At 61.4% G+C, this 12,983-nt stretch carries 16 protein-coding genes; 9 read left to right on the top strand and 7 right to left on the bottom strand.

Annotation, left to right across the window (positions count from 1 at the left end; genetic code table 11):
- The first annotated feature begins 166 nt into the window (after positions 1-166).
- The 3 genes from LQK83_RS18160 to yihA all read left to right on the top strand — a co-directional run bounded on the left by LQK83_RS18160 (position 167) and on the right by yihA (position 2,552).
- Positions 167-568, top strand: coding sequence for a winged helix-turn-helix transcriptional regulator (locus LQK83_RS18160; RefSeq protein WP_230838819.1), 402 nt, complete (start codon positions 167-169; stop codon positions 566-568).
- A 139-nt stretch (positions 569-707) separates the two neighbouring features.
- The gene (gene tal / locus LQK83_RS18155; RefSeq protein ID WP_230838818.1) at positions 708-1,661 is read left to right on the top strand and encodes a transaldolase; all 954 of its coding nucleotides are present in this window, start codon (positions 708-710) and stop codon (positions 1,659-1,661) included.
- A gap of 237 nt (positions 1,662-1,898) precedes the next feature.
- Positions 1,899-2,552: a ribosome biogenesis GTP-binding protein YihA/YsxC gene (gene yihA / locus LQK83_RS18150; RefSeq protein ID WP_230838817.1), complete on the top strand. Its 654-nt coding sequence runs from the start codon at positions 1,899-1,901 to the stop codon at positions 2,550-2,552.
- A gap of 80 nt (positions 2,553-2,632) precedes the next feature.
- Here yihA and LQK83_RS18145 read toward each other — a convergent pair whose 3' ends face one another.
- The 3 genes from LQK83_RS18145 to LQK83_RS18135 all read right to left on the bottom strand — a co-directional run bounded on the left by LQK83_RS18145 (position 2,633) and on the right by LQK83_RS18135 (position 4,761).
- Complete coding sequence (locus LQK83_RS18145; protein ID WP_230838816.1) at positions 2,633-3,184, bottom strand: fasciclin domain-containing protein; 552 nt, start codon at positions 3,182-3,184, stop codon at positions 2,633-2,635.
- 309 nt (positions 3,185-3,493) lie between these two features.
- The gene (locus tag LQK83_RS18140) at positions 3,494-4,207 is read right to left on the bottom strand and encodes an anti-sigma factor (RefSeq protein ID WP_230838815.1); all 714 of its coding nucleotides are present in this window, start codon (positions 4,205-4,207) and stop codon (positions 3,494-3,496) included.
- Positions 4,204-4,761 (bottom strand): sigma-70 family RNA polymerase sigma factor, encoded by a 558-nt coding sequence (locus tag LQK83_RS18135; RefSeq protein ID WP_230838814.1) that lies wholly within the window; start codon positions 4,759-4,761, stop codon positions 4,204-4,206. The genes LQK83_RS18140 and LQK83_RS18135 overlap by 4 nt, the downstream gene beginning before the upstream one ends.
- A gap of 103 nt (positions 4,762-4,864) precedes the next feature.
- Here LQK83_RS18135 and argB point away from each other — a divergent pair, with 103 nt between their 5' ends.
- Positions 4,865-5,752: an acetylglutamate kinase gene (argB, locus tag LQK83_RS18130; RefSeq protein ID WP_230838813.1), complete on the top strand. Its 888-nt coding sequence runs from the start codon at positions 4,865-4,867 to the stop codon at positions 5,750-5,752.
- A gap of 78 nt (positions 5,753-5,830) precedes the next feature.
- On the opposite strand, the gene LQK83_RS18125 is transcribed toward argB, so the two are convergent.
- On the bottom strand, positions 5,831-7,324 hold the full coding sequence (locus LQK83_RS18125; RefSeq protein WP_230838812.1) for an MFS transporter: 1,494 nt from the start codon (positions 7,322-7,324) through the stop codon (positions 5,831-5,833).
- Between the two features lie 15 nt (positions 7,325-7,339).
- On the bottom strand, positions 7,340-7,933 hold the full coding sequence (locus LQK83_RS18120) for a TetR/AcrR family transcriptional regulator (RefSeq protein WP_230838811.1): 594 nt from the start codon (positions 7,931-7,933) through the stop codon (positions 7,340-7,342).
- 137 nt (positions 7,934-8,070) lie between these two features.
- Here LQK83_RS18120 and LQK83_RS18115 point away from each other — a divergent pair, with 137 nt between their 5' ends.
- Together LQK83_RS18115 and LQK83_RS18110 are read left to right on the top strand one after the other, a co-directional pair.
- Entirely contained in the window at positions 8,071-8,484 is a 414-nt protein-coding gene (locus LQK83_RS18115) for a MerR family transcriptional regulator (protein ID WP_230838810.1), read from the top strand.
- Positions 8,481-8,876 (top strand): carboxymuconolactone decarboxylase family protein, encoded by a 396-nt coding sequence (locus LQK83_RS18110; RefSeq protein WP_230838809.1) that lies wholly within the window; start codon positions 8,481-8,483, stop codon positions 8,874-8,876. The genes LQK83_RS18115 and LQK83_RS18110 overlap by 4 nt, the downstream gene beginning before the upstream one ends.
- 41 nt (positions 8,877-8,917) lie before the next feature.
- On the opposite strand, the gene LQK83_RS18105 is transcribed toward LQK83_RS18110, so the two are convergent.
- Entirely contained in the window at positions 8,918-9,325 is a 408-nt protein-coding gene (locus LQK83_RS18105) for a DUF2000 family protein (protein WP_230838808.1), read from the bottom strand.
- Positions 9,326-9,361: 36 nt separating this feature from the next.
- Here LQK83_RS18105 and LQK83_RS18100 point away from each other — a divergent pair, with 36 nt between their 5' ends.
- Together LQK83_RS18100 and LQK83_RS18095 are read left to right on the top strand one after the other, a co-directional pair.
- Positions 9,362-10,234, top strand: coding sequence for an AraC family transcriptional regulator (locus LQK83_RS18100; RefSeq protein ID WP_230838807.1), 873 nt, complete (start codon positions 9,362-9,364; stop codon positions 10,232-10,234).
- A gap of 48 nt (positions 10,235-10,282) precedes the next feature.
- Positions 10,283-10,996, top strand: a complete 714-nt coding sequence (locus LQK83_RS18095) for a pyrimidine 5'-nucleotidase (protein WP_230838806.1) — start codon at positions 10,283-10,285, stop codon at positions 10,994-10,996.
- 10 nt (positions 10,997-11,006) lie between these two features.
- Here the strand turns inward: LQK83_RS18095 and LQK83_RS18090 are convergent, their stop codons facing one another.
- Complete coding sequence (locus LQK83_RS18090) at positions 11,007-11,882, bottom strand: LOG family protein (protein ID WP_230838805.1); 876 nt, start codon at positions 11,880-11,882, stop codon at positions 11,007-11,009.
- A 112-nt stretch (positions 11,883-11,994) separates the two neighbouring features.
- Between LQK83_RS18090 and dapD the strand changes: the two genes are divergently transcribed.
- Positions 11,995-12,849: a 2,3,4,5-tetrahydropyridine-2,6-dicarboxylate N-succinyltransferase gene (dapD, locus tag LQK83_RS18085; RefSeq protein ID WP_230838804.1), complete on the top strand. Its 855-nt coding sequence runs from the start codon at positions 11,995-11,997 to the stop codon at positions 12,847-12,849.
- Positions 12,850-12,983: the final 134 nt, after the last annotated feature.

Here is a 12,983-nt window from a genome sequence, read left to right as displayed (position 1 = left end):
TTTGTAAGCGTGGGCACGATGAGTCTCCGGAGGGGTCTACTCCGGCAAGATGACAACAGATGCATCGGCGCGCTATTGTCTCTTTCAGTAACCAGGGCTACAATGAGCCTGTTAGTCTGTAAAGTAGGCAGTGTTTGAGCCCCTGGGCACAGAAAGGTAACCACCCATGCACAATGCGCCGGCGCAGGCCCTGGGCGACATCCGCTCGCGGTATGAGAGTTTCAACGCGGGCGACTGTCCGGTGCGGGACGTTCTGGGCCAGTTGGGCGACAAATGGAGCACACTGATCATTGGATTGCTGGGCGAGAAGGCGCATCGCTTTGGCGAACTCCGGCGCTCGATCCCCGATATCTCGCAGCGCATGCTGACCCAGACGCTGAAGGATCTTCAACGCGACGGGCTGGTGGATCGGACGGTGTTCGCCACCGTGCCGCCGAGCGTGGAATACAAGCTGACACCGCTGGGTCAGTCGCTGCTCGCCCCTCTCGGCGTGCTCGTCGCCTGGGCCGAAACGCACCATGGCGCGATCCGGTTGGCGCGTCAGGCTTACGAGTCCGGCAACGTTTGATCGTTCAGCCGAATTCGGCATTCAATCGATATAAATCGATTGACATGCGTGCGGCATTGTTGGGAATAAGATCTCAAACAGCGCTGGTTTTCAACCGGCGCAACGGCCGGTTCAAGCCGGCGAAAGACGGGAGAAAAACGTGACATCCAAGCTGGAACAATTGCGCGCAATGACCACGGTTGTTGCTGATACGGGCGACATCGAAGCGGTTGCGCGGCTCAAGCCGGTCGACTGCACCACCAATCCGTCGATCGTCCTCAAGGCGCTCGGCACGGACATGTTCAAGGACGTGTTTGCAGAAGCGATAGCCTGGGGCAAGGCGTCCAGCCTTTCCCGCGACGACGCCGTCGCTGCCGTTTCCGACCGTCTGGCCGTGTCCGTCGGCGCCGAGCTCACCAAGCTGGTGCCGGGCCGCGTTTCCACGGAAGTGAACGCTGACCTGTCCTTCGACATCGAAGGCTCGATTACCAAGGCGCGCGAAATCATCGCCGACTACAAGGCGCGCGGTATCGAGAAGGATCGCATCCTGATCAAGCTCGCCTCCACCTGGGAAGGTATCCGCGCTGCGGAAGTGCTGGAAAAGGAAGGCATCAACTGCAACCTGACGCTTCTTTTCTCCATGGCCCAGGCAATTGCCTGCGCTGACGCCGGGGTGTTCCTGATCTCGCCCTTCGTCGGTCGCATCCTTGACTGGTACAAGAAGTCCACGGGTGAGAACTACACGTCCGAGACCGATCCCGGCGTCGTCTCCGTCCGCGCAATCTACAATTACTACAAGGCGCACGGCATCAAGACCGTGGTCATGGGCGCGTCGTTCCGCAATATCGGCGAAATCGAAGCACTGGCCGGCTGCGACCGCCTGACAATCTCGCCCCAGCTGATGGACGAACTGGACGCCGACAAGGGTTCGCTGACACGCGTTCTGTCGGAAGACAAGATCACGCCGGTCGACAAGATCGCGATGGACGAGAAGACCTTCCGCTGGATGCTGAACGAGGACGCCATGGCGACCGAAAAGCTTTCGGAAGGCATCCGCGCCTTCGCAAAGGATCTTGGCAAACTGCGCGAGATCGTCGCCAAGGCCATGGCCTGACGAGAACGGTCCTCACGAGAACGGCCGGGCGAAAGCCTGGCGTCTGGCATTTCATCCAGGATCGGGCCGCCTTCGGGCGGTCCTTTTGCTTTGCAAGATCCTTTCGCTCGAGCCATCGCCTCCAAGGCCTTCCGGCACGGAGCCGTCTCTTCCGCCGCGTTTCGTCCGGTTTTGCTTGACATTGATCCTCAAAACATCAATTCCGGCCTGATAGCCTTTTGTACAGCGGAGCGATACATGGAACCGAATGCCCGGGCCGGGGACGCCATCCTCTTCGGAAAACCGTGGGTCTTCATCCGCGGTGTGCCGTCGCTGAAGTTCCTCCCGCCGGAAGGTCCTCCCGAAATCGCCTTTGCCGGCCGCTCGAATGTGGGCAAGTCGTCGCTGATCAATGCGCTGACGGGCGTGAAGGGTCTGGCGCGCACGTCCAATACGCCAGGCCGGACACAGGAGCTGAACTATTTCGTGCCTGACGGCTATTCCGGTGAGGATGGTGATCTGCCGCCTGCCGCCATGGTCGACATGCCCGGCTATGGCTATGCGCAGGCGCCGAAGGAAACGGTCGACAACTGGACCAAGCTGATCTTCGATTATCTTCGCGGCCGCGCGACGCTGAAGCGGGTCTATGTGCTCATCGACAGCCGCCACGGCATCAAGAAGAATGACGAGGAGGTTCTGGACCTGCTCGACAAGGCCGCCGTGTCCTATCAGGTCGTGCTGACCAAATCGGACAAGATCAAGCCGCCGGCAGTGGTGAAGCTGCTGGCCGATACGCTCGAGAAGATCCGCAAGCGCCCCGCCGCCTATCCCTTCGTGCTCGCCACCTCATCCGAGAAGGGCGACGGGATGGAAGAGCTGCGCGCGGCCATCGAAACAGCGCTGCGGACCTGATCAGTTCCGCCCGAATTGAAGAGCCCGCCGCAGGTCGTCTGCGGCGGGCTTGTTCATGTCAACCAACGGTAAGACGCAGCTTACTTCGGCAGCAGCACGTGGTCGATCACGTGGATCACGCCGTTCGACTGCTTGACATCGGCGATCGTGACGTTGGCAACATCGCCCTTCTCATCGGTCAGGGTGATCTTGCCGCCCTTTTCCTTGGCCTTCAGGATGCAGCCGCCGACTGTCTTGATGTCGTGGGTGCCGCCGTCCGACTTGATCATCTTGTCGAGCGCTGCCGACATCACATCAGCCGCAACGACGTGGCAGGTCAGAATTTTGGTCAGCTTTTCCTTGTTTTCCGGCTTCAGAAGCGTTTCGACCGTGCCCTTCGGCAGCTTTTCAAAGGCTTCGTTGGTGGGTGCGAAGACCGTAAACGGACCCTTGCCTTCCAGCGTCGGAACCAGGCCTGCAGCCTTGACGGCGGCAACGAGCGTGGTGTGATCCTTCGAATTGACGGCATTCTCAACGATGTTCTTTTCGGGATACATCGGGGCTCCGCCGACCATCGGATTGGCGGCAAGTGCAACGGCCGGAACGGCGGCGATGCTGGTCACGGTGAGAATACGGATCAGTTTCTGCAACATTGTCGACTCCTGTTTGTCGGGACGCAAAGTCCTGCGTCTCATTTTGCTTCCTCCCCCACCACAGTTCCACAATTTCGCCATATTGAACAAAATCGGGCGCAGTACTTCCTAGTAATACAGAGCATCATCGCCCACATGTTCTAGTGTGAACGTTCTCTGCATTGGGGTAACGGGAACATCTACGCAGCGAATGCGCGACAAGTTTCAGAAATATTCGAGATTTATTTTTTTATTGAAACTGATCCATTGCAGCGCGCCATCGTAATCGCGCGCCCGGTCTTAACGAAACGCGCGTCCTGGCGGGCGGACTCAGATGCCGATCTTGCCGCTTGCGACGACGGGTCCGGTCGGCTTTCCTGTCGGCGAGCCGCCAAAGGGTTCGAGCGAAACGGCAAGCGTCACGCCGTCCTTGAGACGCCCGCGCATGTCGGGCGGGATGACGATCGAACCATCGCCCTGATCCTGGAACACGCCGAGTGGCACCGGAGCGCTCTCGCCTTCTATCAGCCAGAGTTCGAGCGACTTGGACTTTTCAGCACCCGCGGCAACAGGCAGAACCTGGAGGCGGCCCGTCTGGCGGTCAAAGAAGGTGACGAGGCTGATGGAAGAGCTTCCCGAGCCCAGCGTCGCGACTGCGGAAGGCACGGCGGCCGGCTTGCGGAACAGGCCGCCAGCACTTGCAGCGAAGAAAATGGCGGCGGACAGCGAGACCAGCGTCAGGCCGCGCCAGAAGGTGAGCGAGGACCACACGAGCCCCTTGGGCTGGTCCGCGACGGATGTGTTGAAGAGCTTCGTCTCCACCGATCCGTAGAGCCAGGATGGCGGCACTTCTGTCACATAGTCGTTGTTGAACGTCGCCAGATTTTCCTGCCAGCGCGCCACGATCACCTGGAACGCCTTGTCATCGCGTAGCCGGTATTCGACGCGCAGCCGGTCCGGCAGCGACAGTACGCCGAGGACATATTCGCCGGCTAGCACCTCGTCGCGGCTGCGGTCGCTCCTCTTGTTTTCCGGCGTCGTCATCGGTCCATGCACTCTCTCAGTTTGATCAGGCTGCGCCTGAGCCATGTTCGCATCGTATTCAGCGGAACCCCGTGCAGACCGGCCAGTTCCAGATAGCTCATGCCGTCGACATAGGCGCTGCGAACGGCCGCTGCGCGATCCTCTTCGAGCTCGCGCATGCAATCCTCGATCCGGCGGCCTTCCGAACTCAGCACTGCAGTCTCTTCCGGCCCTACCTGCGGATCGGCAATCTCCCCGGCCTCGTCCAGTTCGACCGCAACCTGACGCCTGCGCCTCAGCATATCCAGCGCATGGTTGCGCGCAATGGCGATCAGCCATGTCATCGGTCTGCCCATATCGGCACGATAGGCGCCGGCACTATTCCAGACCTTGATATAAATCTCCTGCAGCGCCTCTTCGGCGTCTGCCCTGTCTTGCAACATACGCAGGCAGACGCCGAATAGTTTCCGGCTCGTGCGCTGGTATAGCGTCGCAAACGCCTTTCGGTCGGCAAGCGTCACCTGCGCGATCAGCCGGGCGACCTCTGCCTCATCCCTGTCATCGTTGCCCGCCAAGAATACCTCATCCCGATGGCTCAAGAATATTCCTCATGGGATTATTCACATCGCCGTGGAAACACACTAAACAATCGCCGACCAATTCCCAAGAGGCCATTTGATGTCCGAGACAGAAAGCGAAATGCAAGCCAGGCTCCTGGCGCAGGCTCTGCCCTTCATGCAGCGCTACGAGCACAAGACGATCGTTGTGAAATATGGCGGTCACGCCATGGGCAATGCGGAGCTCGGCAAGGCTTTTGCCGCCGATATCGCGCTGTTGAAGCAATCCGGCGTCAACCCGATCGTCGTGCATGGCGGCGGCCCGCAGATTGGTGCGATGCTGACCAAGATGGGCATCGAGAGCCGCTTCGAAGGTGGGCTTCGCGTCACCGACCAGAAGACGGTGGAGATCGTCGAAATGGTTCTGGCCGGCTCGATCAACAAGGAGATCGTGGCGCTCATCAACCAGACCGGCGAATGGGCGATCGGCCTGTGCGGCAAGGACGGCAACATGGTCTTCGCCGAAAAGGCCAAGAAGACCATGATCGACCCGGATTCGAACATCGAGAAGATCCTCGATCTCGGCTTCGTCGGCGAAGTGGTCGAGGTCGATCGTACGCTGCTCGACCTGCTCGCCAAGTCGGAGATGATCCCGGTCATCGCCCCGGTCGCACCGGGCCGCGACGGGAACACCTACAACATCAATGCCGACACCTTTGCCGGTGCGATTGCCGGTGCGCTCAATGCCTCGCGCCTGCTCTTCCTCACTGACGTTCCGGGCGTCCTCGACAAGGACAAGCAGCTGATCAAGGAACTCTCGGTCGCCGAAGCCAAGGCTCTCATCAAGGACGGCACGATTTCCGGCGGCATGATCCCGAAGGTCGAGACCTGTATCGAGGCGATCGAAGCCGGCGTGCAGGGCGTGGTCATCCTGAACGGCAAGACCAGCCATTCCGTCCTGCTCGAACTCTTCAGCGAACAGGGTGCGGGCACGCTGATCGTGCCCTGAGGGAACACTATCTTACCGAATACCAAAAGGCCGCGGACTGCTCCGCGGCCTTTTCCGTTTGAACCCTCACCTACCCTCTCAATCCACCATGACTGGTGCCGCCGGGGCACCGCCCGGCATGGGGATGCGCGGCGGGTTTTTCAGCATCAGCACGCCGAGGATCACCAGAACATAGGCGACCAGGTTATAGATGACGGCGGTCATCAGCGACGTGCTGTAGGCCGCGACAGGCTGTGCGCCGGAGGCCATCTGTGCCGTCAGCGCGCGGAAGAAGATCTCGCTGACGATTGCCACGCCCAGCGCGCCGCCCGCCTGCTGGATCGCCTGCAGCGAGCCCGAACCCGAGCCGGCATCCTTGACCGGTACGCCCGCCAGGATGGTCTGGAAGAGCGACGAGATCGAGATGCCAAGGCCGATCCCCGCGACGAGAAGCGGCGCAACGAAGACGCCGTAATGCAAACTGCCGCCAATGCTGCCGACGACCACGCGGAGCGCGAAGATGCCGGCGAACATCAGCGCGACACCGGCTGCGATGCGCTGGCGCTGCCAGCGGAAGCCAAGACGGCCCGAAATGATCGAGGCGACCAGAACGCCGACCGAGAACGGCAGCGTCGTCATGCCCGACCACAGCGGCGAAAGCCCGTAGCCCGATTGCAGATAGAGCGCGAAGATCAGGAAGAAGGGCGGCATGGCCGAGAAGAAGATCAGCGACATGATCGCGCCGATCATGAAGTTGCGGTTTTTCATCAGATCCACGGGCAGGAGCTGCGGGCCGCCGGTGCGGCTCTGGCGCCGTTCCCAGAGCACGAAGGCGACGAAGAACACGGCGGAGGCGGCAAGCATCGCGAAGCACCAGGTGGCCCATTGATAATTGCGGCCCTCGATCAGCGGGAAGACCAGCAGGAACATGGCTGCCGAGACGATGAGAATGCCGCCGAAATCGTTCTTCATACCCGGATTGCCGGGGATTTTCGGGATGAACTTCGCGCCGAGAATGAGCGCCAGGATGCCGATCGGAACGTTCATGAGGAAGATCGGCCGCCAGGCGAGACCGCCGAGATCGGCGCCGATGATGAGGCCACCCAGCACCGGCCCGATGACCGAGGCGAGACCTGCCGTCAGGCCGAAGAGCGAAAATGCCGTGGCGCGCTCATGCGGCGGAAAGATCGTCTGTGCAATCGAGAGCACCTGCGGCGTCATCACCGCGCCGCCCATGCCCTGCAGAAGGCGGGCGATCACCAGGAACTCGATGTTCGGGGCGAGACCGCACATGATGGACGCTGTCGTGAAACAGCCGACGCCGATCAGGAACATCTGCTTCTTGCCGACGATGTCGCCATAGCGGCCGAAGGGCAGAAGACCCAGCGCGAAGGTGAGGATGAAACCGGCAACCACCCATTCGATATCGGAAGAGCTCGCGCCCATGTCTTTCTGCAGCGTCGGCAGCGAGACATTGACGATGGTCACGTCCAGCAGGTTCATGAAGCTCGCCATCAGGATGATGGCCATGGCAGTCCAGCGCTTTTCGTAGGTCGGATAGGGCTGGTGGTCGTTCGGGGGTGCAGATGTCATGGAGCGTGTCTCTTCTTAAACTGCGACGACGGATCGAATGATTTCATCGGCCACCTGATCGAAGATCTGCAGCAGATGTCTGGGTTTGTACTGGAAGGAAACGAGCGCGCCGATGATGATATGCGCGCCGGCCTCCGGATCGAGCGTTGAGCGAAACTGTCCCGCCGCGCGACCTTCCTCCAGAATGGTCACGAAACGGCGATGCCAGTTGATACGCATGGCGCGCACTTTCGGTTCCAGCAGGGGATCGAGACGCGCGCGCTTTCCGATTTCTTCGATCAGCGGAAGCAGATCTGGCTTGTGCACCATGAGAGATTTGTATTCCGCGATCTCCAGCTTGAGACGGCCAAGCGGGTCGAGCGCGATCTGGTTGATACGTCCGCCCTGCTCGACGAATTCCTCCTGCAGGGTATCGACGACAAGACCGAGAAGCGCCTCCTTGCTGGGCACATGATAATGCAGCGTGGCGATGTTGATGCCGACGCGCGCCGCCACGTCGCGGGTCCGCAGGCCATCAATTCCCTTCTCGACGATCAGCGCACGCACCGCCGCCGCAATTTCGCGGCGCCGCGTGTCTGTGCTGGCATATTTCGACGTAGGCTCGGTCATCAATCAATCAGTTGATTGAATCAGGTCCGAAAGTCAATTGAAGTTTTTGCGACCGATTCCGCATTTTCCGCTTGATCTGGAGTGCACTCCAGAAACTATCAGGGACGGGTCTCAACGCTTGAGAGGACGAAAAAGCCATGAAGATCGGCGAATTGTCGGAACGCACCGGGCTCAGCATCGATACGATCCGCTATTACGAAAAGCTGGGCCTGATCGCCGCGCCCTGGCGCAATGCCGGGGGCACGCGGGTCTATGATCCCGATATTCTGGGTTGGATCGACTTCCTGAAGGCGTTGAAGGCGACGGGGATGCCGCTGTCCGACATGCAGGCCTATGCCGGCATGCGGGCCCGTGGCAACGCCACCGCCGCACCGCGACGGCTCATGCTGGAGAAGCAGCGCGAGATCGTCGAGGCGCGGATCGCGGAGCTCGCGGATTGTCTCAAGCTCCTCGACTACAAGATCGCCAACTATCACGACATCGAACGCGCCCATGACCTTGCTGATGAGGCAAAGGCCACGCGCACCGGCCGAAGGAGCCAGACCCGATGACCAAGACCCAAGCCAAGCCAACCCCGCTGGACCTGGGCGAGGCGCTGAGCCGCCGCCTGAACCCGGAACTCCGCGCCGTGCTCGAAGCCCGCTATGACGAGCTGGTGCCGGGCTTTACCGACACGCTGATCGAATTCGCCTATGGCCGGCTCTATGCCCGCGAAGGGCTCGACCTCAAGACCCGCCAGATTGCGACCGTCGCGGCACTGACCGCGCTCGGCGGTCAAACCGGGCCGCAGCTGAAGATCAATATAGAGCATGCGCTGGCCGCCGGTGCATCGGAGAAGGAGATCACAGAAGTCATCTTCCAGATGGCCGTCTATGGCGGCATGCCGGCGGCGATCAACGGACTGAATGCGGCGATGGAGGTGTTTGAAGCGCGAGCGGCATAACCGCCGCATCCTCGGCGGGCGCGTCTTGCGTCCGCCGACCTTCACGGATGCATGCGGGCGCCCTTGGTGATCTTGTCGGCGATCTTCTTGTCCGTTCTGAAGGCGAGACCAACCAGTTTTGCATCCTCCGGCGCAAATTGAGCGAACACGGCACGATTGGCGGCGTCATGGCCCGTCGAGAACATTTCCTCGACATAGGCGGCGGCAGCGACATTGCGCTCCAGCGCGCGCCGATGGATGGTGCGCATCAGTTCCGTATCGGCGGCCAGCACGATTATCGGCTGGATGGACATGGCGTGATAGCGGTTGCCGTCACGGTCGACATAGGGTTCGCCGATGAGGTCGGGCGCGCTCGCCGCAAGCCCCGTGGCGAGGAAGGCAGTCACATTCAGCGCCTGCCAGGCGGCTAGATCGTCGCGCAGGACAATCACGATTTTGGTCTCGAACATATTGGCTCCGTCTTTCGGCTTGCATAAGCTCATGCGATGGGAATGCTTCTAGACGAGCGGATGCTGGACGGTCTTGGACGTTTGTGCAACGGCGCAGGCGAGATCGGAATCGAGATCGCGCCGCCATCATCGGGCCTTGAGCGGATCGGCGCGCGCTTCTTCGGCAATGGCTACGCGCCCCATCGCCACGATACCTATTCGCTGGGCATTACGCTCAGCGGCGTCCAGACCTTCACCTATCGCGGCGCAAGACGGGCCTCCATGCCGGGACAGATCATCGTTCTGCATCCCGATGAGCTTCACGACGGGGCGGCCGGCACCGAGGACGGCCTGAGCTATCGCATGCTCTATCTCGAACCGGCCTTGCTGCAGGCGGCCCTCCCGCGCGGCTTCGCGCATCTGCCTTTCGTGCGCGATCCGGTGCTGACAGATCCTCACTTTCGCAAGACGTTGAGCCTATTGCTGGCCGATCTGGACAGCGAAGTCGAGCCGTTGCAGCGAGATGCCTTCCTCGCGGCGGCGGCGGATGCGCTCTGTCGGCATTCCGGTTTCCCCGCTTCGCGCCGCGGCGCGATCGACACGGCCGCGATCAACCGCGTTCGTGATTACATCCGCGAGAATGCTGCATCTTCGGTCAGCTCCGATGACCTAGAGGCGCTGTCAGGCCTCGACCGCTTCAGCCTAGCGCGGCAGTTCCGCGCGCTTTGCGGCACCAGTCCTCACCGGTATCTCACCATGCGGCGGCTGGACCTTGCCCGCAGCCTGATCAGCACAGGCGTGCCTCTGGCCGAGGTCGCAGCTGCGTCCGGCTTTGCGGACCAGAGCCATCTGAACCGGCAGTTCAAGAAGGCCTTCGGCATGACGCCGGGGGGCTGGAGCCGGATGGTGATCACCAAATCCGCGCCTTGAGCTTATTTCGCTGATGCGCGAGGGCTCGTCTCGTGGCATAAGGCCGCCATGACCGCGACACTTCCCAGACCTTCCCTGCCGAACCCTGCCGATTTCGCTCATGTGCGCGAATGGGTGTTCGATCTCGACAACACGCTTTATCCGCACCGGATCAATCTCTTCGCGCAGATCGACCGCAACATGACGGCTTTCGTTGCCAATCTGCTCGGCATGGAGCCCGCGGAGGCGAAGGCGCTGCAGAAGCGTTATTATCACGACCACGGCACGACGCTGAAAGGCCTTATGCTGCATCACAATGCCGATCCGAGCGCGTTTCTGGAAGCGGCCCATGCGATCGACTATTCCGGGATTCCGGCCGATCCGGAACTGGGTGACCTGCTGAAGGCGCTGCCGGGGCGCCGGTTCATCCTGACGAACGGGACGGTGGCGCATGCCGAAGACACGGCTCGTGCGCTTGGCATTCTCGACCATTTCGACGACATCTTCGACATCGTCGCGGCCGATTACGTGCCGAAGCCGGCGGGCGAGACCTATGACAAGTTCATGGCCATGCACCGCATCGACACGACGCGCGCCGCCATGTTCGAGGACCTGCCGCGCAATCTGCTGGTTCCGCATGCGCTTGGCATGAAGACGGTTCTGCTCGTGCCGGAAGTTTTCGAGACGGGCTTCGTCGAGGCCTGGGAGAAGGCCGGCGAGGACGACGCCCATATCGGCTACATGACGCATGACCTCAAGGGTTTCTTGAAGGCCCTGCTCTAGGATCGGGGGCTCAGGCCCCGCCGTTGCCCGAGGGACGGTAATGCCGTTCGATGATGGCCCAGGCTTCGTCTGCCGTTTCGACGAAATTGAGCAGCTTGATGTCGTCTGGTGCGATGGTGCCGAAGTCGGCCAGCGCGTCGAAATTGATGATCTTGCGCCAGAATTTTTCGCCGAAGAGGATCAGCGGGATGCGCTCCATGCGTCCCGTCTGGATCAGTGTCAGCGTTTCAAAGAGCTCGTCCATCGTGCCGAAGCCGCCGGGGAAGACGGCGACGGCCTTGGCCCGCATGATGAAATGCATCTTGCGGATCGCGAAATAGTGGAAGTTGAGGCTGAGTTCCGGCGTCACGTAAGGGTTCGGCGCCTGCTCGTGCGGTAGAACGATGTTGAGACCGATGCTCGGCGCATGGACGTCATGCGCACCGCGATTGCCGGCCTCCATGACACCCGGCCCGCCGCCCGTGACGACGACAAATTCGCGATGTTCATACTCCGCCGAATATTCCGAGCAGAGGCGGGCGAATTTGCGCGCCTCGTCGTAATAGACCGATGCGGCTTCGAGATTCTGCCGCTGCACCTCGTTCTTTGCGGCCCAGGCAGGACGGCCGGGCTCGGGGATGCGGGCGCCGCCGAAGAGCACCACGGTGGAGCGGATGCCCGCCTCGTCGAGGATCATGCCGGCTTTCAGCAGTTCCAGCTGCAGGCGCACGGGGCGAAGTTCGCGGCGGCACAGGAAGTCGTCATCGGCATAGGCCAGCCGATAGGAGGGCGAGGCGGATTGGGCGGTGAGCGGCACGGCTTCGGTGTGGGCGCGGTCCTCCCGGTTGTCGCGCAGCGGCGCCCATTCCTGCTGTTTCGCCTTGCCGTTCCTGCTGCCATTCGCCATTGCTGCACTCTCTTCAAGATTGACGGGCAAGCCCCCGTCGCATAGGACTGACGCCCGATATCCCGGATGTCGATCCGGTCGATGATAGACAGCGAAGTTTAAGGAATTTCCCATGCACGCAGCCGATCTTGCCGGGCTCGAAAAGACGATCGAAGCCGCCTTTGACAACCGCGACAGCATCAACACATCGACCCGTGGAGAAGTGCGCGATGCGGTCGCCGAAGCGCTGAACCTCCTGGACAACGGCAAGGTTCGCGTGGCTACGCGCGGCGAAGACGGCACCTGGACCGTGCATCAGTGGCTCAAGAAGGCCGTGCTCCTTTCCTTCCGCCTGAACCCAATGGAGATCGTCAAGGGCGGACCGGGCGAGTCGAGCTGGTGGGACAAGGTCCCCTCCAAGTTCGACGGCTGGTCGGCGCTGGAATTCGAGAAGTCCGGTTTCCGCGCCGTACCGAACTGCGTCGTGCGCCGCTCGGCCTATATCGCCCCCGGCGCGATCCTGATGCCGTCCTTTGTCAATCTCGGCGCCTATGTCGGCGAGGGCACGATGGTCGACACCTGGGCGACAGTCGGTTCCTGTGCGCAGATCGGCAAGCATGTGCATCTGTCCGGCGGCGTCGGCATCGGCGGCGTTCTGGAACCGCTGCAGGCCGGCCCGACCATCATCGAGGACAATTGCTTCATCGGCGCCCGTTCGGAAGTCGTTGAAGGCTGCATCGTGCGTGAAGGCTCCGTGCTCGGCATGGGCGTCTTCATCGGCAAGTCGACGAAGATCGTCAACCGCGCCACGGGCGAGATCACCTATGGCGAAGTGCCGCCCTATTCCGTTGTCGTAGCCGGCACCCTGCCCGGCAAGCCCTTCCCGAATGGCGAACCGGGTCCGAGCCTCTACTGCGCCGTCATCGTCAAGACGGTTGACGAGCGCACGCGCTCGAAGACGGGCATCAACGAACTGCTGCGGGATTGAGCCCGCTTTCCCTCCCCCCTTGTGGGACCGTTGCAAAATTCGGGTGATGTGATTCACTTGGTTTGCAGCGGTTTGGAGAGGATGCGATGTCGGTTCGAGGGTCTGGGCAGTTCAGTTTTGTGGATGCGCTGATG

The organism is Rhizobium sp. C1, from assembly GCF_021026335.1.
Taxonomy (GTDB): domain Bacteria; phylum Pseudomonadota; class Alphaproteobacteria; order Rhizobiales; family Rhizobiaceae; genus Ensifer_A.
The sequence above is the reverse complement of the archived record's forward strand: the minus strand, read 5'-3'. Positions and strand labels throughout refer to the sequence as shown.

Bases quoted from the DNA above. Each gene is read 5' to 3' on its own strand.
- LQK83_RS18160 (WP_230838819.1), top strand. From the start codon at position 167: ATGCACAATGCGCCGGCGCAGGCCCTGGGCGACATCCGCTCGCGGTAT.
- yihA (WP_230838817.1), top strand. From the start codon at position 1,899: ATGGAACCGAATGCCCGGGCCGGGGACGCCATCCTCTTCGGAAAACCG.
- LQK83_RS18145 (WP_230838816.1), bottom strand. From the start codon at position 3,184: ATGTTGCAGAAACTGATCCGTATTCTCACCGTGACCAGCATCGCCGCC.
- LQK83_RS18140 (WP_230838815.1), bottom strand. From the start codon at position 4,207: ATGACGACGCCGGAAAACAAGAGGAGCGACCGCAGCCGCGACGAGGTG.
- argB (WP_230838813.1), top strand. From the start codon at position 4,865: ATGTCCGAGACAGAAAGCGAAATGCAAGCCAGGCTCCTGGCGCAGGCT.
- LQK83_RS18125 (WP_230838812.1), bottom strand. From the start codon at position 7,324: ATGACATCTGCACCCCCGAACGACCACCAGCCCTATCCGACCTACGAA.
- LQK83_RS18120 (WP_230838811.1), bottom strand. From the start codon at position 7,933: ATGACCGAGCCTACGTCGAAATATGCCAGCACAGACACGCGGCGCCGC.
- LQK83_RS18115 (WP_230838810.1), top strand. From the start codon at position 8,071: ATGAAGATCGGCGAATTGTCGGAACGCACCGGGCTCAGCATCGATACG.
- LQK83_RS18110 (WP_230838809.1), top strand. From the start codon at position 8,481: ATGACCAAGACCCAAGCCAAGCCAACCCCGCTGGACCTGGGCGAGGCG.
- LQK83_RS18105 (WP_230838808.1), bottom strand. From the start codon at position 9,325: ATGTTCGAGACCAAAATCGTGATTGTCCTGCGCGACGATCTAGCCGCC.
- LQK83_RS18100 (WP_230838807.1), top strand. From the start codon at position 9,362: ATGGGAATGCTTCTAGACGAGCGGATGCTGGACGGTCTTGGACGTTTG.
- LQK83_RS18095 (WP_230838806.1), top strand. From the start codon at position 10,283: ATGACCGCGACACTTCCCAGACCTTCCCTGCCGAACCCTGCCGATTTC.
- LQK83_RS18090 (WP_230838805.1), bottom strand. From the start codon at position 11,882: ATGGCGAATGGCAGCAGGAACGGCAAGGCGAAACAGCAGGAATGGGCG.
- dapD (WP_230838804.1), top strand. From the start codon at position 11,995: ATGCACGCAGCCGATCTTGCCGGGCTCGAAAAGACGATCGAAGCCGCC.